At 39.9% G+C, this 18,669-nt stretch carries 20 protein-coding genes, 1 tRNA gene and 1 riboswitch; of the genes, 9 read left to right on the top strand and 12 right to left on the bottom strand.

All coding sequences use genetic code 11. The annotated features are described in order from the left end of the window. The first annotated feature begins 24 nt into the window (after nt 1–24). Nucleotides 25–1,131, top strand: a complete 1,107-nt coding sequence (locus F909_RS02865; RefSeq protein WP_005153844.1) for a beta-ketoacyl-ACP synthase III — start codon at nt 25–27, stop codon at nt 1,129–1,131. 81 nt (nt 1,132–1,212) lie between these two features. After that, nucleotides 1,213–1,629, top strand: coding sequence for a hypothetical protein (locus F909_RS02870; RefSeq protein WP_228129405.1), 417 nt, complete (start codon nt 1,213–1,215; stop codon nt 1,627–1,629). Nucleotides 1,630–1,934: 305 nt separating this feature from the next. Here F909_RS02870 and lipA read toward each other — a convergent pair whose 3' ends face one another. Next, a complete protein-coding gene (gene lipA, locus F909_RS02875; protein WP_032878153.1) occupies nt 1,935–2,948 on the bottom strand; it encodes a lipoyl synthase in 1,014 nt (337 codons plus the stop codon). Between the two features lie 190 nt (nt 2,949–3,138). Here lipA and sthA point away from each other — a divergent pair, with 190 nt between their 5' ends. Together sthA and F909_RS02885 are read left to right on the top strand one after the other, a co-directional pair. Then, nucleotides 3,139–4,554 (top strand): Si-specific NAD(P)(+) transhydrogenase, encoded by a 1,416-nt coding sequence (gene sthA, locus F909_RS02880; protein WP_004806376.1) that lies wholly within the window; start codon nt 3,139–3,141, stop codon nt 4,552–4,554. A gap of 79 nt (nt 4,555–4,633) precedes the next feature. Further along, nucleotides 4,634–5,107, top strand: coding sequence for a DUF3465 domain-containing protein (locus F909_RS02885; RefSeq protein ID WP_005153837.1), 474 nt, complete (start codon nt 4,634–4,636; stop codon nt 5,105–5,107). Between the two features lie 40 nt (nt 5,108–5,147). On the opposite strand, the gene F909_RS02890 is transcribed toward F909_RS02885, so the two are convergent. The 11 genes from F909_RS02890 to F909_RS02940 all read right to left on the bottom strand — a co-directional run bounded on the left by F909_RS02890 (nt 5,148) and on the right by F909_RS02940 (nt 13,917). Beyond that, on the bottom strand, nt 5,148–5,600 hold the full coding sequence (locus F909_RS02890; RefSeq protein WP_005153836.1) for an Mpo1 family 2-hydroxy fatty acid dioxygenase: 453 nt from the start codon (nt 5,598–5,600) through the stop codon (nt 5,148–5,150). 135 nt (nt 5,601–5,735) lie between these two features. Further along, entirely contained in the window at nt 5,736–6,347 is a 612-nt protein-coding gene (locus tag F909_RS02895; protein WP_005153835.1) for a septal ring lytic transglycosylase RlpA family protein, read from the bottom strand. Nucleotides 6,348–6,635: 288 nt separating this feature from the next. Then, nucleotides 6,636–7,637 (bottom strand): lytic murein transglycosylase B, encoded by a 1,002-nt coding sequence (gene mltB / locus F909_RS02900; protein ID WP_005153834.1) that lies wholly within the window; start codon nt 7,635–7,637, stop codon nt 6,636–6,638. 19 nt (nt 7,638–7,656) lie between these two features. After that, a complete protein-coding gene (gene rodA, locus F909_RS02905; RefSeq protein WP_005153833.1) occupies nt 7,657–8,799 on the bottom strand; it encodes a rod shape-determining protein RodA in 1,143 nt (380 codons plus the stop codon). Between the two features lie 154 nt (nt 8,800–8,953). Then, nucleotides 8,954–9,613: a hypothetical protein gene (locus F909_RS02910; RefSeq protein ID WP_005153832.1), complete on the bottom strand. Its 660-nt coding sequence runs from the start codon at nt 9,611–9,613 to the stop codon at nt 8,954–8,956. 33 nt (nt 9,614–9,646) lie between these two features. Further along, on the bottom strand, nt 9,647–10,462 hold the full coding sequence (queF, locus tag F909_RS02915; RefSeq protein ID WP_005153831.1) for an NADPH-dependent 7-cyano-7-deazaguanine reductase QueF: 816 nt from the start codon (nt 10,460–10,462) through the stop codon (nt 9,647–9,649). Then, complete coding sequence (locus tag F909_RS02920; protein ID WP_005153830.1) at nt 10,459–11,232, bottom strand: ABC transporter permease; 774 nt, start codon at nt 11,230–11,232, stop codon at nt 10,459–10,461. Before F909_RS02920 ends, queF begins: the two co-directional genes overlap by 4 nt. Beyond that, nucleotides 11,229–12,164, bottom strand: coding sequence for an ABC transporter ATP-binding protein (locus F909_RS02925; RefSeq protein ID WP_005153829.1), 936 nt, complete (start codon nt 12,162–12,164; stop codon nt 11,229–11,231). The genes F909_RS02920 and F909_RS02925 overlap by 4 nt, the downstream gene beginning before the upstream one ends. Before the next feature lie 139 nt (nt 12,165–12,303). After that, nucleotides 12,304–12,379, bottom strand: a tRNA-Arg gene (locus F909_RS02930). A 121-nt stretch (nt 12,380–12,500) separates the two neighbouring features. Then, nucleotides 12,501–13,085 carry a hypothetical protein gene (locus tag F909_RS02935; RefSeq protein WP_005153828.1) on the bottom strand — a complete coding sequence of 195 codons (585 nt, stop codon included), beginning with the start codon at nt 13,083–13,085 and terminating at the stop codon, nt 12,501–12,503. A gap of 139 nt (nt 13,086–13,224) precedes the next feature. Beyond that, nucleotides 13,225–13,917 carry a putative quorum-sensing-regulated virulence factor gene (locus tag F909_RS02940; protein WP_005153826.1) on the bottom strand — a complete coding sequence of 231 codons (693 nt, stop codon included), beginning with the start codon at nt 13,915–13,917 and terminating at the stop codon, nt 13,225–13,227. A 244-nt stretch (nt 13,918–14,161) separates the two neighbouring features. On the opposite strand from F909_RS02940, the gene F909_RS02945 reads away from it, so the two are divergent. The 5 genes from F909_RS02945 (at nt 14,162) to F909_RS02965 (ending at nt 18,665) form a co-directional block, all read left to right on the top strand. Beyond that, nucleotides 14,162–15,415 (top strand): alpha/beta fold hydrolase, encoded by a 1,254-nt coding sequence (locus F909_RS02945; RefSeq protein WP_005153824.1) that lies wholly within the window; start codon nt 14,162–14,164, stop codon nt 15,413–15,415. Nucleotides 15,416–15,658: 243 nt separating this feature from the next. Next, the gene (gene glyA, locus F909_RS02950) at nt 15,659–16,912 is read left to right on the top strand and encodes a serine hydroxymethyltransferase (RefSeq protein ID WP_005153821.1); all 1,254 of its coding nucleotides are present in this window, start codon (nt 15,659–15,661) and stop codon (nt 16,910–16,912) included. A 38-nt stretch (nt 16,913–16,950) separates the two neighbouring features. Then, on the top strand, nt 16,951–17,133 hold the full coding sequence (locus tag F909_RS21175) for a hypothetical protein (RefSeq protein WP_005153820.1): 183 nt from the start codon (nt 16,951–16,953) through the stop codon (nt 17,131–17,133). Continuing rightward, a riboswitch (guanidine-I (ykkC/yxkD leader) is annotated at nt 17,119–17,220 on the top strand. It overlaps the preceding gene by 15 nt. Before the next feature lie 46 nt (nt 17,221–17,266). After that, on the top strand, nt 17,267–18,004 hold the full coding sequence (locus F909_RS02960; RefSeq protein WP_005153818.1) for an urea amidolyase associated protein UAAP1: 738 nt from the start codon (nt 17,267–17,269) through the stop codon (nt 18,002–18,004). A 16-nt stretch (nt 18,005–18,020) separates the two neighbouring features. Beyond that, nucleotides 18,021–18,665, top strand: coding sequence for an urea amidolyase associated protein UAAP2 (locus tag F909_RS02965; RefSeq protein ID WP_005153816.1), 645 nt, complete (start codon nt 18,021–18,023; stop codon nt 18,663–18,665). The last annotated feature ends 4 nt before the right edge of the window (nt 18,666–18,669 follow it).

The raw sequence follows: 18,669 nt of genomic DNA, 5'->3' as shown, positions 1-18,669 counted from the left end.
AACCATTCTTTACAGGAGTTTTACATGGGCATCCGTATAACAGGTACAGGTTTATTCCATCCAACTGAATCTATTTCCAATGAAGAGTTGGTTGAAAGTTTAAATGCTTATGTAGAACAGTATAACCAAGTTAACGCAGCTCAAATTGAAGCTGGTGAAATTGAAGCTCTTCGTGGCTCAAGCCCTGAATTCATTGAAAAAGCATCAGGTATTCAACGCCGTTATGTTGTCGAAAAATCAGGTATTCTTGATCCGACACGTTTGCGTCCGCGTTTGCAGGAACGTAGCAATGATGAACTTTCACTTCAAGCGGAGTGGGGTGTGATTGCTGCAAAACAGGCGATGGAAAATGCAGGTGTAACAGCTGAAGACATCGATGTTGTGATTTTGGCATGTTCAAATATGCAACGCGCATATCCAGCTGTTGCGATTGAAATCCAGTCGGCTTTGGGTATTCAAGGCTATGCTTACGATATGAATGTGGCATGTTCTGCTGCAACATTTGGTTTGAAGCAAGCTTACGATGCAGTGAAATGCGGTGCTCGCCGTGTATTATTACTCAATGTTGAAATTACTTCGGGTCATTTAGATTACCGTACTCGTGACGCACACTTTATTTTTGGTGATGTTGCGACTGCATCAATTATTGAAGAAACTGAAACTAAATCTGGTTATGAAATTTTAGATATCCATTTGTTTACTCAATTCTCAAATAATATCCGGAATAACTTTGGTTTCTTAAATCGCAGTGAAGATGCGGTTGTAGATGACAAACTGTTCCGTCAAGACGGTCGTAAAGTATTTAAAGAAGTTTGTCCGCTTGTTGCAAAAATCATTTCTGCACAATTAGAGAAACTTGAATTAACGCCTGAGCAAATCAAACGTTTCTGGTTGCATCAAGCCAATGCCAACATGAATGAACTGATTTTAAAATTGGTTGTTGGTAAAGATGCTGATCTTGAGCGTGCACCGATCATCTTGGATGAGTTTGCCAATACTTCATCTGCCGGTGTCATCATTGCGATGCATCGTACTGGTGAACAGGTCGATAATGGCGAATTTGCTGTAATTTCTTCTTTCGGTGCGGGCTATTCAGTCGGTTCGATTGTGGTACAAAAGCATATTGCTTAAGCTTTTAGCATAATTAAAATTAAGGAAGGAGCAGATTTGCTCCTTTTTTTTAAAAGGAATGTATATCACTACGGGGAAATTATGGCTTTTTCACTTTATTGTTTGATTGATGAGGACTCGGGTGTTTTTTCATTGGGGTTGTTAGAAAAACAGTTAAGCGAGTATTTTTCAAAAACAGGTATCTTTTCTGTTGAGTATGAAGAAGACCCATTTAACCCTTTAGATAAGCATCTACGTTTTTCTTGGGAGGATTGGTGGATGCTTATTTTTTATGAAACAGGGCAGAATGTGATTGATGATTCTAGGATAATTGCAAATTATATTGATTCTAACCAAACGGATAAGATTTCTGTTATTAATAAGCGGATTATAGTTAGATTTGCAGATAATGACTTAAAAGCTTATACAAATCATATGGTTTTGATGATTGACTATTTAGAAGATATACCAAATTCTGTTATTTTTAATCCTAATACCAAAGAGATTATCAAGGCATAAAATATTTTAAAAAAGATTTAATATAGGATAGATAAAGAAAATTACTATTTTTATGGATATGGATTCACCTGAAGATTTTGATCGGGTAGTAGCTTGGCTGGAAAAATGGAAAAGCTTGGTTATTATTGATGGCTATTGTAGTGGGGCATTAATGGAATGTTGAAGCTCTTATTGAGGCGATAATTGAGATTCCTAAAGCATGATTATGCTCTACTGTGAGGCTAACACCTGAAAATTTTTATTAAAACATAATCCTCAAAAAATTAAAAAATGAACGTACCGAAGTACGTTCATAACGAAAAATTTTAAGCTTCAATCGCCTGAACTGCAATTTTCTTGGCAGGATCTGCCTTACGGCGTACAGCAGGTACTGGTTCACCATGATATTGACGATCAGCAAAGTAGCTTGAACGAACCATTGGCGCAGACCAGATATTTCTGAAACCGAGCTTACGACCATGTTCAGCATAACGCTCGAATTCTTCCGGTGTAACAAAACGGTCGATTGGTGCATGTTGTTTAGACGGCTGTAGATATTGACCAATAGTCACGTAATCCACATCGTGTGCACGAAGATCATCCAGTAAAGAAATGACTTCTTCTTCAGTTTCACCAATACCCACCATCAAACCACATTTGGTTGGCACATCAGGGCAGTATTCTTTAAACATTTTTAGCAAAGTTAAAGAATGCTGATAGTCTGAGCCTGGACGCATCGCTTTATATAAACGCGGTACGGTTTCAATGTTGTGGTTAAACACATCTGGTGGACATTCAGTCATGATGCGTAAGGCAATATCCATACGACCACGGAAATCAGGCACTAGAATTTCTAATAAGGTTTTTGGACTTAATGCACGGGCTTCTTTGATACAGTCAACAAAGTGTTGCGCACCACCATCTAACAAATCATCACGGTCAACCGAGGTAATGACCGCGTATTTTAAACCAAGATTTGAAATGGTTTCTGCCATGTGACGTGGTTCGTCTGGGTCCAATGCATTTGGGCGGCCGTGTGCGACGTCACAGAATGGACAGCGACGTGTACAGATATCGCCCATGATCATGAAGGTAGCTGTACCACCACCGAAACATTCAGGCAGGTTAGGACAAGCTGCTTCTTCACATACGGTATGTAGTTTTTGCGAGCGCAAGGTTGTTTTGATACGCTGAACTTCTTCTGGAGCGGTCATCTTGACTCGAATCCAGTCAGGTTTGCGAGGTACTTCAACCGTAGGGATAACTTTTACAGGAATTCTCGCGACTTTTTCCGCGCCACGAAGTTTTATACCCTGTTCAGGTTTACGGTGTTCAGACATATAAGTTCTACAGCCTTTGACTTGAGATATCCCGTTATTATAGTCAAATTTACCGTAATAAAGCATGAAAAGTGGTATTCATTTTGAAAATGTAAATATATAAAAATATATAGTTGTGAAATACATCATCTGGCTGCATATTGGTTATCATATATATAGCAAAACGGTTATAGAGACAAAGGAGCTTTGAATGCCACGTAAGAAAGAGGTCGTCGGTGGGAATATTGTTAAATATGATGCAGTAATTCTCGGTTCTGGCCCAGCTGGCGAAGGCGCGGCAATGAAGCTTGCAAAAGCAGGTAAACGTGTTGCAATCGTTGATGTTCGTGATCAACTCGGTGGTAACTGCGCACACGTAGGCACAATTCCAAGTAAAGCTTTACGTCAAACAGTTTCAAGTATTATTCGTTATCAACGTGACCCAATGTTTCAAAAAGTAGGTGAGTGGAAACAATTCACCATGAAACAGGTACTACGCAATGCGCATAAGGTCATTCAACAGCAAGTTGATACACATACACGTTTTTACGATCGCAATAAAATTGAAGTTTTCCATGGTCGCGCGTATATCCAAGATAAAAACACTGTACTGATTTTTGGTCAAGATGGTATTAAAGACACCATTATTTGCAAGCAAATCGTGATTGCAACAGGTAGTCGTCCATACCAACCAAAAGGTTTAGATTTTAATCACCCACGTGTGTTTGATTCAGACAAGATTCTTGACCTTGATTATTCAATCCAGAAAATTATTATTTATGGTGCGGGTGTGATTGGTTGTGAATATGCTTCAATTTTTATCGGACTCGATCATAAAGTTGATTTGATCAACACTCAACAAAAGCTTTTAAGCTACCTTGATGATGAAATTGCAGATGCGTTGTCTTATCACTTACGCGAGCAAGGTGTGTTGATTCGTCACAATGAGCAAATTGATCGTTTAGAGACCTTTGATGATCATGTGGTCTTACATTTACTCAGTGGTAAGAAGATCAAGGCAGATGCGATCTTATGGTGTAATGGCCGTTCAGGTAATACCGATGGTTTGGGCTTGGAAAATGTGGGGCTAGTGCCGAATGGTCGTGGTCAGTTGATGGTAAATGATCAGTATCAGACTGAAGCAGAAAATATTTATGCGGCAGGTGATGTGATTGGTTGGCCATCATTGGCATCGGCTGCGTATGACCAAGGTCGTTGTGCAGGTGCAAACATGGTGGGCGAAAAAAATGTGAAGCCAATCCGTGATGTACCAACAGGCATTTATACTATCCCAGAGATTTCTTCAATTGGTAAGACTGAGCAGGAGCTGACCGAGGAGAAAGTGCCTTACGAAGTTGGTCAGGCTTCTTTCCGTCATTTGGCACGAGCACAGATTACCGGTGATACCGTTGGTGAATTAAAGATTCTGTTCAATCGTGATACTTTAGAAGTATTGGGGATTCACTGCTTTGGTAATAATGCCGCAGAAATTATCCACATTGGGCAAGTGGTGATGCATAGTCCGAACAATACTTTGAAGTATTTTGTTGAAACCACATTCAACTATCCAACCATGGCTGAAGCGTATCGTGTTGCAGCTTTAAATGGTATGAATCGTTTGTTCTAAGCCATATAGACATTGTATGATTAAAATGCCAATCAACTCGATTGGCATTTTGCTATCTAGGACTAAATCATAGGTAAGTATGAAAAATCAAAAAAATAATCTGATGATTGTTGCTATAGTCTTGTTGGTTGCTGCTTATTTAGGTATTGATTTTAAGCAAAAACAAAATACAAGCAGTAATTCTCAAACGTCGAATACGAGTCGCACTGTAGCTGTTGATGATCAACATAAGATCATGCAGGCCTATCAACAGCAGCGAAGTAATGTGCAAGTCCAAGCGCAAGGTGTTGTGAAGGCGATTTTGCCTGATGACAATGAGGGTTCAAGACACCAAAAAATGATTCTTAAACTGGAAAATGGTCTAACCGTTCTGATTGCACACAATATTGATTTGGCGCCAAGAATAGAAGGGTTGAAAAAAGGTGAGACCGTTGAGTTTTTTGGTGAATATGAATACAGCCAAAAGGGCGGTGTTATTCATTGGACGCACCATGATCCGCGTGGAAAACACATCGATGGTTGGCTAAAATATCAAGGAAAAATGTATCAATAGCATTTTTCCTTGGTCAGTTACTTGCATGGTATGCGCTAAATTAGCCTGTAATGGCTGATTTTTGACGAATTTTCCATTTAGGTAGGACTTTAGCTAAATAAGCATCCATGCACCATACAGGGCCAATCAGAAGGAATTGTAGATCTTTAAAGAATGAAGGTTTCTTACCTTCAACTTTATGCCCATAAAATTGCCCAATCCAGGCAATCACAAAAACACCGATATAAAATCCAACGCCTACTGGCAAGATCACAATTAACCATGCCATTACTGCTAATAACGCTGCCATCGCCACAGCTAAAACAATATCTAAACGGGCATAAAAGACAAGGGTTAATACTAAGAGTAATGCAGTCAGTAAAGTACTGAAGTGAGCCAGAATACCGATAATTGAAAAAAGGATAGCTGGGACGCAGACCCAATGGATTTTTTTATTGGTTTGGTTCTGGTGACTGTCACTGTATTCATCAAACCATTCATCAATCGATTTCACCTTGCTCTCCTTGCGATATTCATTTTTATTTATTCAATATACCGAAGAAAAGAATAGGGCGTAAAGGATTAAAAACTAGAACCGACAAAAATAAAAAAGCCGCAATAAGCGGCTTTTTAGTTATGGTCTTAATGATTAAGAATTAGGACCATCAACACGTTCAATGCTCACATTGCCCGTACCTGAACTAGACATACCAAGTTGCTTTGCAGCGCCATAAGATAAGTCTAATACACGGTTACCATGGAATGGACCACGATCGTTAACTTTTACAACAACACTTTTGCCATTGTCTTTGTTTGTTACACGGATATAACAGTTCAAAGGAAGGCTACGGTGTGCAGCAGTCATAGCATTCATATCGAATGTTTCACCGCTTGCTGTTTTGCGACCATGGAATTGACGACCATACCATGATGCAACGCCATTTTGGCTGAATTTACGAACGGTGTTCGAAGCAACAGTATTCAGTTTTTCAATCACTGAAGGCTCTTCTGCTGGGATATCGATCTTAGCAGCGATCGTTTGGCGACGTACTTTGTCACCAGAACTCTCAGTGATTGAAAGACTATTAACGTTTGAAAAACGAGAATTAAAATTTTGAGAATCTTTGCTTAGTACGCGGGCAGCCAAATTAGAACCTTCCACATCATTGGTTAATGATGAAGACTGTACCATTTCAGCATGTAACGGGCTTAAACTTAAGCCTGCCGTCAGCGCTAGAATATATTTTAGCGAAAACTGCATTGTATAAACTCCTAGAGAACATGCTTTTCTATTTCAACAAACACCTTGAAATATAGTGCACATGTCTAATTATTCACTTTTGCAATTACTTTTAACTTGGGGCGATAATATTCATCGCTTACGAAGTGTGTCTAGTCTTTAACGATAAATAGTTACAAAAAGGGCAAAAACTTACAGTTTCTGGTTAAAAAATAATCAATATTGTAACAATTTATAAATTTTGCTGAATATGTGTGCTTTTTAAATAAAAAATTTATTGACTTTTCATAATGTTGTAAAAAAGCTAGCCTATCGGCTAGCCACTTCTGTGCCCAATAACCATACAGCTGTCGCATACATGCGGCTCTTGTTGTAGGTCGTAATGACTTGGAAATTTGGATATGTAATATAGTAAATTGGACCAAATTGATCTTGCAATTGAATGACATTGACTAAATCTAGGTCATCAATTTTTACCAACGGGTCAATTGGTGCCACTCCCAATTTTTTCAATTCACCATAAGGAACTGGCTGGGTCAAATCTTTCGCAATGATGCTATCTGGGTTATTACCTAAATAGCGAGCAGGGAAGCCAATTGGGCGATCACGTTCCCAACCATGTTGAGCTAAATAGTTAGCAATTGAACCAATCGCATCAGCCGCAGAGTTTCTTAAATCGATATGACCATTGCCATCATAGTCCACACCAAGTTTTTGAATATTACTTGGCATAAATTGTGGATAACCAATGGCACCCGCATATGAGCCGACAATACTGTTGGTTGGATAGCCTTCTTTATACGTCCACGAAATCAAAGCTGCTAATTCGTCACTAAAATAGTCAGCACGACGCGGGTAACCGAATGCAAGCGTTGCTAAGGCGTCTCTAGTGATGAAAGAGCCTTTATTGGCACCATAACCAGTCTCTACGCCTAAAATACCGAGAATCACAGATTTAGGGACACCATATTGCTGTTCAGCGCGATTCAGCACATCTTCATACTGGCTTTTAAAACGCGCCCCACGTTGAATCGTACCTTCCACTAAAAACATTGAGCGGTATTGATACCAAGGCTTACTTTCACCAGGGCGTGTCATGATGTTCAGGATATTAGGTAAATTGCGTGCACCACTCATGGCTGCATTAATTTGCTCGCTGCTTAACCCATAGGTCGTCATTGCTTTTTGCTTAAATGCAAAATAATTAGGATGGCTATAAAATTCATTTGCTTGTGCCCAATTACTGCTCAAGAATAAACCAGCGCTTAAAGTTAAAAATTTAAAAGTTTTATTTAAAGTAGGAAGAAACATAAGTTTATAAAATTCCTCATTATCGATGTGTATGAATAGACATAACCAGTCCAAAAGTTGACATAAGAGTAATAATTGCAGTTCCACCATAACTCATGAACGGCAAAGGCACACCTACCACAGGTAAAATACCACTGACCATGCCTGCATTTACAAATACATAAACAAAAAATGACAAACCAAAGGCGCCTGCAACCAAACGACCATAGTTATGGAAGCTTTGTAGGCCAATTTGGAATGTTCTGAAAATAATTGCACAATAAAGTAGGATCAGCAGGGTAACGCCAATCAAGCCAAATTCTTCCGAATAGGCGGCAATAATAAAGTCAGTATGACCTTCAGGTAAAAAGTGTAAGTGGGATTGAGTTCCCTCTAAAAAGCCTTTGCCTGAGAAGCCACCAGAGCCGATTGCAGTTTTAGACTGAATAATGTTCCAACCCGTTCCTAGAGCATCGGCCTCTGGATTAAATAACGTTAAAACGCGTTGGCGTTGGTAATCATGTAGTAAAAATTCCCAAGCAATCGGAATAATAATCCCAGCAACACCTGCTGCACCTGCGATCAATTTCCATGATAAACCACTCAAGAAAAGTACAAAAATACCACTCGCAAGCACCAGTAAAGACGTGCCTAAGTCGGGTTGTTCTGCAATGAGTAGAAAAGGCACTACAATTAGCATTAAGGACAGAATGACCTGAGAGAAGCTTGGCGGTAACGCCTTACGTGACAGGAACCAAGCCACCATCATTGGCATGCCAATTTTCATAAACTCACTGGGCTGCACACTACCAAAGCCTGGAATATCGATCCAACGCTGTGCACCCATACGGACTTCACCAAAAACCACAACAGCAAGCAGTGATAACACGCCAAACACATAAAAGTAGGGTGAAAATGCCTGATAAACTTTGGGTGGAATCTGAGCCAAACTGAACATCACCACAAAACCAATTCCAAAGCTGATGGCTTGTTTGGTCACGAGTCCTACATCTTGTGCTGAAGCGCTGTATAAAACAGTCAAACCCAGCGTAGCATTGAGCACTAAAAATAGGCACAGCCAAGGATCAAGGTGCAGTTGTTGCCAACGAGAAGGGTGATTAGCTGTGCTTAAGCCATCCCGAGGCGCTTGACGTAAAAATTTGTATTGTGGGCTTGGAGACATGCGATTCTAAATCAGGTAAATCAAAGCTTCGCGAATGCTAACATAAACGCTGATTTAGACAATGCAAATTTAGAAATTGTGACATTTATAAAGGATTAATTTGGCATAAAAAAAGCGACGATTTTGCAATCGTCGCCTTTGCATGAGGTAAAACTTATTTTTGCACCAATAACTGATCGAAGTGCTTAGTAAATACTTCGAGTTCAACTTGGCTCAAGCTCGGAATCAATTTCTTAATTACGATATGTACTGCTGTTTCGACACCGCTGGTTGCCACACTGGCAACACCGCGTTTGACCATACCTAGACCAAGGGTCTTGTTGTATTCAGTCATAAAGTGGTGGGTCAATGCATCAGCAAACGATTTGAACTGTTGTGTTAAAGCATCACGCTGTTCTTTACCATTTCCAGCTGCAACTTCAGCAAAGCTCTTTTTCATATCGCTTACAAGGCTGTCGGGTAGCGCTGTGCCAATACGCTGCTTACCTTCATTATCGATAAACAGGCTTTTTTCCATGAATGCTAATGATTCAAGTACTTGTTCGTTTGAAGCCTTGCCCAATAGTTGCTTCATTAAGGTTTCAACAATGCCGCGAATTTTAATCGCAAGTCCTTCGGTGGTATCTCGTTTGTCACTTGGTGGAAATTGTTGAACCAAGTGAACCAACATGGTGTCAATTAACTCATCAGTAAGCTGTAGAGAAATTTTGTCACGTAAAGGGTATTGAGGCTCTTTACTGTCACGATTGGCTTGTGCAAGTTGAATATCCTGACTCAAACTTGCTGACGGAAGAATCCCGAAATAACTGGTCATTGAAGAACGTCCTCTATATCAAATTTATTCGTTTTATTGTCGTGCCAAGCGAATTGGCTTGGGCATCCATGACAAATCGGATACTCGGCACGGGTTAATATCCAAGCCCCCACGGCGAGTATAAGTTGCATAGACCATCAGTTTTTCTGGTTTCAGCAGTTGCCAAATATCTGCAAATATTTGCTCAACACATTGTTCATGGAAACCATTATGCTGACGGTACGAGATAATATAAGCTAAAACGCTGCGATAACAAGGTTTTTTACCTTGTAAACGAATAAAAACCGTGCCCCAATCGGGTTGCCCGGTCACAGGACAATTACTTCTCAATAAATGCGAGTACAGCTCGATTTCAGCCTCGTCTTCGACTGTTGCATCTAATTGCAACAAAGTTGAGTCAGGGTGCTCTGATAAACGCTCAGGGATTAGATCATCGATACAGATCCCTTGGGGTTTAGAAATCTCTAAATCATCGACTTGGAACAGTTGCAGTTCAACTTTTGCACCGGCAGCTTTCGATAAATCACGTTCAACGGTTTCAACAAAACTTTGCTGAGAGTCAAATTGGGTGAAATTCATACCATTAAAATAGAGTTTAAGTGATTTCGATTCAATTAAGTTTGGTGAGCTGGCTGGTAGCGTTAAACGACCAATCGCAACTTGTGGTAAACCAATCGAATTCAACCATGAAATTTCAAAAACATGCCACCAGTCTTTGCCCTGAGTAATCCCTTCAATATGTGCATATTGTTGACGAGATTCAGCACGGGCAATTGGAAATAAAACTTCTGGCTGATATTGAGTCGGGTATTGGGTATCTTTACCCAATAAAGAATGTTCAACACTCATTCACGCATTCCTGAACCACGAGCTAATAAATGATAGGCAATTGCATAGAGGACAACACAGCACATGGTTACAATGCCAAGTGACAAAGAAACATTGACATCGCTATGCCCTAAAATTCCAAAACGGAAGGCATTGACCATATATACAATTGGATTAATTAAAGAGATATTTTGCCAAAAAGGGCTGAGTGCACTGATGGCATAGAACACACCACCTAAATAGGTGAGTGGGGTCAATACGAAAGTCGGGATAATAGAAATATCATCGAAAGACTTCGCATAGACGGCATTGATAAAACCGCCCAATGAAAATAATAATGAAGTAATAATGACAGTATATATCGTCACAAATAAATTATAAATTTCCAGATGAGTAAAGAACAGGCTCATTAAGGTCACAATCAGACCAACCAATACGCCACGACTAACACCACCAATCACATAACCCCATAGAATTAAGTGCAATGGCACGGGACTCATAATCAGTTCTTCAATACTTTTCTGGAATTTTGCACTAAAGAAACTTGAAGAAACGTTGGCATAACTGTTGGTAATGACTGCCATCATGATCAAGCCAGGCACAATGAATTGCATATAGCTAAAGCCACCCATTTCGCCAATACGCGAACCCACCAAATTGCCAAAGATCACAAAGTACAAACTCATGGTGATTGCAGGTGGAAGCAAGGTTTGTGGCCAGATTCGCATAAAACGACGAATTTCTTTAACAACTAAAGTCCAAAGCGCAGTTTTTAATTGATTGAAGTTCATTCATTCGCTCCTGCAAGGTTTTTTTCGACCATTTTCACGAATAATTCTTCTAATCGATTGGATTTATTACGCATACTGCTCACCTGGATATTCTGCGACTGTAATAACAAGAATAGATCATTCATGCTATGCGCTTTATCCATTGTGACTTCCAATGTTACTGGGTCAATCAGATTAAATTTGAAACCAATGATATTCAGATTAAATGAGTCGATTGGTTCAGCTAAATCACAAATAAATGATTCTTCATTCAGTTGATTGAGGAAACCTTTCATAGAGGTATCTTCTTTAATCACGCCACGATCGATAATCGCAATACGACGACACAGCATTTCTGCTTCTTCTAGATAGTGTGTAGTTAAAATAATGGACGTACCGTTCTCATTCATTTCTGTCAGGAAGTCCCACATCGAACGACGCAGTTCGATATCTACGCCTGCAGTCGGTTCATCCAGAATTAACAATTTTGGTTCATGCATCATGGCACGAGCAATCATCAAACGGCGTTTCATACCACCAGAAAGCATGCGTGATTGAATATTACGTTTTTCCCATAAACCTAATTTTTCTAGATAATGCTCAGCACGTTGCTCAGCCAGTTTTTTGGGAATGCCGTAGTAACCCGCTTGAGTCACTAGAATATCGAAAGTTTTTTCGAATTGACCAAAGTTAAATTCTTGAGGAACAACACCAAGACATTGTTTTGCATGTGAAGGATGGGTATCTAAGTTATGCCCAAAAATTTCAACTGAACCAGATGTTTTTTTGGTTAAAGAGCTAATGATACTGATCGTGGTTGATTTGCCTGCACCATTAGGTCCTAACAATGCATAGAATTCGCCTTCAGGAACGGTAAGGTCAATCCCTTTTAACGCCTGAAAACCATTACGATAGGTTTTGGACAAATCGCTCAACACCAAAGCATCAGTCATAAACGTCTCACGTTGTTAAATAGAACGCGTATTTTGAGCGATATGAAAAAATAAACCAAGTAGAAAAATAGGTTTATGGCGTGTTAAAAACAGAACGCTTATAAAAAGAGAGAATATATAGAAGAGGAGGGCGGTGCAATGGTGCGCTCAGCGGGACTCGAACCCACGCCACAGGCTTCGGAGACCTGTACTCTATCCAGTTGAGCTATGAGCGCATGCGTGCCACATGATAGGCAAAAAATACAGGCAGGTAAATATATACCTTTCAATAAAGCTGCTTCTTGTTTATTAAAACATCAATTTTATTCTCGACTTATCAAGATTCTGCACATCTAACTATAAATGCTGTACTGAATAATTGATTAATTTCAGCGTTTGATTCAATTGGCTTGGTGGAATTCGTGATTCTTGTAATGAAGTAATCCATTGCATTTGACAGGCTTTGAGCTGTTGTAGCGAACTAATCGATTGAATCTTTTGTACTAAGGGACGAGCCATCAGACCACAATACGTGGTGAGTGTCTGAATCATTACTTGTTGAATTTCTACAAAAGGAAGTTTCTCTAGCTCTATGATTTCGCGCTCGACTTGCGCTTCAGGTTGAATAGATGTTGGTGCAAATGCTGTAGTTTCTTGTGCCGCAACAGGTGTTGTTGATGCAGTTTTGAGATGATTGTTTTTTTGTTCTGGCTCTATACTTTCTTTGCTAGCGATAGACGTTACTTGTTCTGCTAACAGTCCCATATCAATCAATTGCTGAACCAACTCCGTGGGTGCAATCCTTTCCTTATAGTCTTGATCCAGTTCTTTGAAGTCTTCATGATCAATTAAAAGCAATAAACGACGTTGACGCGCAGTCAGTGCAATACTACGTTCTTGTAAGGCTGTTTGCCCGAGCTCTGTTTTAAAAAAATGTGACATCTCTTAATCTCCCCCAATCAAGATATAGACGGAGATTAAGATAAGGTTAAAAAATGACAATAATGTTAACAATTTATTAAATATCATTGCCTTGTTTAAAGTAACTGGCAAATAACTTACAAACTGAGAACTTTATCCTTTATTTTACTAGTTTTGCTTCTAAGGCTTTGCGTAAATATGGGTCAAGATCATCCTGACGCATCAGCCATTGAATATAGTCAGCAGGGAGGTCTTGAATGGCTGTACCTTTGTGTTTGCCAAAGGTAATCGTTTTGGGAATACGCGCTTCTTCTGAAGCAATATAAAGTTGTTCAATATCTTGAATGTTAAGTTGATGGATGATATGCATCAAGATATTCGCAGTCAGGATAATATCGGCATCTGCACGATGTGCACCTTTGAGCATTTCACGTGCTTTGTCACTGCCTTTTGAGATCAAGTAAATCAAGGCTGAAATGTTATGTGCTTCGGCATCTTCCCAAACACGACGGGCTAAAGCCAAGGTACAAATTGGTTTTAATTTTGAGGTGTCAACACCACAACGCGCAATAGCTGCAATATCGTAGTCAACATTATGTCCAATGATATAAGTGGTTTCAGAAGGAAGCTGAAACTCATTATAAAAAGGTTGATCAATGAGATCCGACTCTAAAATATGATGTACCGCCATCGCAGCGAATGAGATGGGCTGACCCACTTGATAAAGCTGATCAAAAATTTGTTTTTTATCGAGACTTAATTTTCCGTTTTCAATTTCAATTGGGGCATAAGCAATTTCAATTGGCAAACCATTTAGCGTATGTGTTTCAGTATCTAAGATGATTGCTTGCATAAAGTTGACCTAGCTGGAGTTGAGAGTTTGACTATCTTACAAGAAATCCGTAGCAAGCTGTGTTGAATGAGAACACATCAATTTCAATTTTTAGAAATTTGCTAAGGGGTTTGAATAAATAAGCAGCAAAATGAAAAAATACTTGAACAATTTGTTATTAAGCGCATTCTAATGGAAGCATTTGCCTTAGTAAAAGAAATGCTAAGCATTAAAATGACAAGAAATATAGTTAAGGAAAAACTACATGAATATGAAATTACTAACAATTGCGATGTTAGGCTCTAGCCTGTTATTAACTGCCTGTGGTGGCGGTGATGGTGATACAACTTATACCTTTAAACCAGAGGTTCCAGAGAACAATATCAAAGATCCAGTGGTTGGTATTCCAGTTAATTATACATTAGACGGGATGGCAGCCGTATCAACAGATAGTGTTGTCATGACATATAAAATGCTCGGGGTGAATGGCAAGGAAGTACAGGCTACAGCTCTTGTCTTTACACCACAATCACCAGCACCCGCAAATGGTTGGCCAATTGTTGTTTGGGCCCATGGTACGACTGGGGTAGCAGATCAATGTGCACCAAGTAAACAGGGTTTAAAAGGCAATGAATACCTTCTAAAAGCACTTTTGGCTTCGGGCTATGTCGTTGTAGCACCAGATTATGAGGGATTAGGTGAGCCAAGTGGACAAGAAGCCCATCCGTTTTTAAATGTTAAAAGTGAAGCATATTCAATTACCGATGCTGTGGTTGCAGCTCGTGCTTATTTAACTGGTTTAGGTAAAAAAACCAATGGACAATGGCTTGCAGTCGGTCATTCACAAGGCGGACAAGCTGTTCTTGGTGCTGCACAATATCAAAGCCGAGCAAAGTTGGATTATAAAGGTACTATTGCAGTTGCACCTGCATCTAATCTGACTTTAATTTTGGCTGGAGGAGAGAATAAAGCTAATAATGAACCAGATCCAAGTAAGAAAATAAGTATTTTAGCTCCTCTTGATACGTTTACAGCATTAATTACAGCAGGGTTAAGAAATCAGTATCCAAATCTAAGATTTAGTGATGTATTTAACTCACCGACAGATCTAATTGCAGCAACAGCAGAAACTTCCTCTCCAAACTCTGTTTGTTATGATGGTTTGGGCCAAGCTTTGGGGGGAGCTATGTTCAAATATCTAGGTGATAATAAAACGCTTAATGGATATCCAAGAACCAAAACCAATTTTATGGCAATACCAAGTATAAATACTTTCTTGACTACTGATTCACAGCCTTTACAGAAAAAAGTAACTATGCCTGTAATCATCTATCAAGGAACAGGAGATGAAACTGTACCTAAACAGGTAACGGATATTCTTGTGTCATCGGCAAGAACAGTGGGAACATCAATCCCTGATGCAAATTATCGGGTTGGTGCATGGGATCATACAACAGCTTATAGTTCAAATATTGCAAAAATCGTGCAAGATGTGAATATTTTAATGTCGGTGAAATAGTAAAATTTCATAGAGTCTAGCTCTCTTATTAATAGAGAGTTAGACTCTATAGGTGGTAGAGTAAAATTAAAATGTCTAAAAAAATAGCTTATTGATTTTAGTCTATTAATGCCATTGGCAGTAATGAATAAAATTCACGAATAATTAAGTAAATATCAATCTCTGAAACCACAAACTTCGTGCTACAATATGTGCCAATCTTTAGCACGGCTTAAAAGCCCTAATTTATAGGACCCTCCGCTAATGTTTGCCAATATTTCTATTGCTGAATTTGATCCAGAATTAGCTCAAGCGATTGCTTCTGAAGGCGTACGCCAAGAAGCGCACATCGAGTTAATCGCATCTGAAAACTATTGCTCACCAGCTGTTATGGAAGCACAAGGATCAAAACTTACGAATAAATACGCAGAAGGCTATCCTGGCAAACGCTACTATGGCGGTTGTGAATATGTGGACGTGATTGAACAGCTTGCGATTGACCGCGCTAAAGCATTGTTCGGTGCTGACTATGCAAACGTTCAACCACATGCAGGTTCACAAGCAAACTCTGCGGTTTACTTGGCGCTTCTTAACCCAGGTGATACCGTTTTAGGTATGAGCTTGGCTCACGGTGGTCACTTAACTCACGGTGCTAAAGTAAGTTTCTCCGGTAAAACATATAACGCGATTCAGTATGGTTTAAATACTGAAACTGGCGAAATTGATTATGAAGAAGTAGAACGTTTAGCGTTGGAACACAAGCCACGTATGATCGTTGCTGGTTTCTCTGCATATAGCCAAATCGTTGATTGGCAGCGTTTCCGTGACATCGCAGACAAAGTAGGTGCGTACCTTTTTGTTGATATGGCGCACGTTGCTGGTTTGGTTGCTGCGGGTGTTTATCCTAACCCAGTGCAAATTGCAGACGTAACAACGACAACAACGCACAAAACACTTCGTGGTCCACGTTCAGGTTTAATCCTTGCTAAAGCAAATGAAGAAATCGAGAAGAAACTTCAATCTGCTGTATTCCCAGGCAACCAAGGTGGTCCTTTGATGCATGCAATTGCTGCTAAAGCAATCTGTTTCAAAGAAGCAATGTCTGATGAGTTCAAAACTTACCAACAGCAAGTGGTGAAAAATGCTCAAGCGATGGCTGAAGTATTAATTTCACGTGGTTTTGATGTTGTTTCTGGTGGTACTGAAAACCATTTATTCTTATTGTCTTTGATCAAACAAGACGTAACGGGTAAAGAAGTTGATGCTTGGTTAGGCGCTGCTCACATTACAGTAAACAAAAACGCGGTTCCAAATGACCCACGTTCTCCGTTTGTGACTTCTGGTATCCGTATTGGTACACCCGCTGTGACGACTCGCGGTTTCGGTGAAGCTGAAGTACGTGACCTTGCAGGTTGGATCGCTGATGTGATCGACAGCAAAGGTGATGAGAAAGTGATTGCTGACGTAAAAGCTAAAGTAGAAGCTGTTTGTGCAAAATTCCCAGTATATGCAAACTAATTTGTATATCTAAAAAAGCGCCGTAAGGCGCTTTTTTTATGGATAAAGAAAACCTAAAAGTATCAATCATTTCAATCCCGCAGCATCATATTGGTGCTTTCTTTTTAAAAGCGCACCCAGAACAATCTAAAAATGATCATTTTAGTATTACGAATATGGAAAATCGTATTACTAAACTGGCATGTCTTTTGCTTTATAACAACATAGATAAAGTTGTCTAGGGTTCCGATGTGTCCGCATGGAGACATGACTGGTCCGAGAGATAACGGTTCGATAGAACTACACGGAGGGATAAAAGCCCGGGAGGACAGGCATATTGCCATAACGAGGTTAAGCATCCGCAAGAGGTTTGTTATGAATCAATCGTTCTATCACGACAATAAAATACTGTGGGAAGAAACATTACCCGGTGGCCATCATTGGTCTGGTCGCATTCAACGCGGTGCAGTTTTACAACTGGAAGCACTGGAGCATCATGCCAATGTGTCTTTGTATTGTGTCAATGCAGATGACAAGCTCGAGCGTTTTAATATGCCCGATAGTCTGAAAGCACAACATACGGCTTTTCTCTCGACAGGGCATGTTTTGTATTCTGATCTGGGGCGGGTAATGGCTTCCATTGTTCAAGATCAACATGGCTGGAATGATGTGTTTTGTGGCCCGAGTACGGCACAGCATATTGCAAAACAGTTTGGTCAGAAAAATTTTCAGAATGCACGTAATGACATGCATCAAAATGGTCTAGATAGTTTGTTGGTGGAATTGACCAAATTTGGTCTAGGCCAAGCGGACCTGAGCGCGACGGTGAATTTATTTTCAAAAGTCCAGCCCGATGATCATGGCCGATTAAGCTACATCACAGACGATAATCAAAATCAAAAGATTGAACTGCGCTTTGAAATGGATTGTCTCGTCTTTCTTTCTGCGGCACCACATCCGCTGGATTCATCGACACATTATCAACCCTCCGATATCCAGCTTCGCCTATTTAAAGCCAATGCCTTAACTGAACAAGATGTCTGTCGGGATTCATGTGCTCAAAATCAGCGTGGTTTTGCCAATAACACACGCTATTTCGCATTGTCGAATTAAGGTGAGGAGCGAGAAAATGACAGCATCAGCAAAAATTGAACAGATTGTTTTAGATGAGATTTGCCTTGCGGGCGAAGCATGGATGGGCGAAGTGAAGCAAGGTCAGTACTTTCGTATTATTGATCTGGAAGGAAACCAGGCAGTGGACACCTTATTCATCAGTGCCAATAATGCCGAAGAGCGTTATAGCGCGACCGATACCTTGGCGCAAAATCAGCAGCTTTATCTGGAAAAAGGCACGACCTTATTTAGTAATTTTGCCCGTCCAATTGCCAGCATTGTCGATGACACTTGCGGCAGACATGACACATTGGGCGGTGCATGTTCTTGTGAAAGCAATACGGTACGTTATGCACATGATAAATATCCGATGCACAGTTGCCGTAATAATTTCATGTATGCCTTGGCACAACACCCAATTGCCAAAAAACATCAGCTCAATGTCCGTCATATTGGACCCAATATTAACTTTTTTATGAATGTACCCGTGACCGCTGAAGGCCATTTAAAGTTTGAAGATGGGGTTTCTGCACCGGGTAAATATGTAGAGATCAAAGCGGAAATGGATTTGATCGTTCTGATTTCAAATTGTCCGCAATTGAATAATCCTTGCAATGCCTACAATCCGACGAAAATCCAACTTGTTATACGTGACGCGTGAGGTA

It is taken from the genome of Acinetobacter sp. ANC 3929 (genome assembly GCF_000369405.1).
Taxonomy (GTDB): domain Bacteria; phylum Pseudomonadota; class Gammaproteobacteria; order Pseudomonadales; family Moraxellaceae; genus Acinetobacter.
This window is presented reverse-complemented; position numbering and strand designations above follow the sequence as displayed.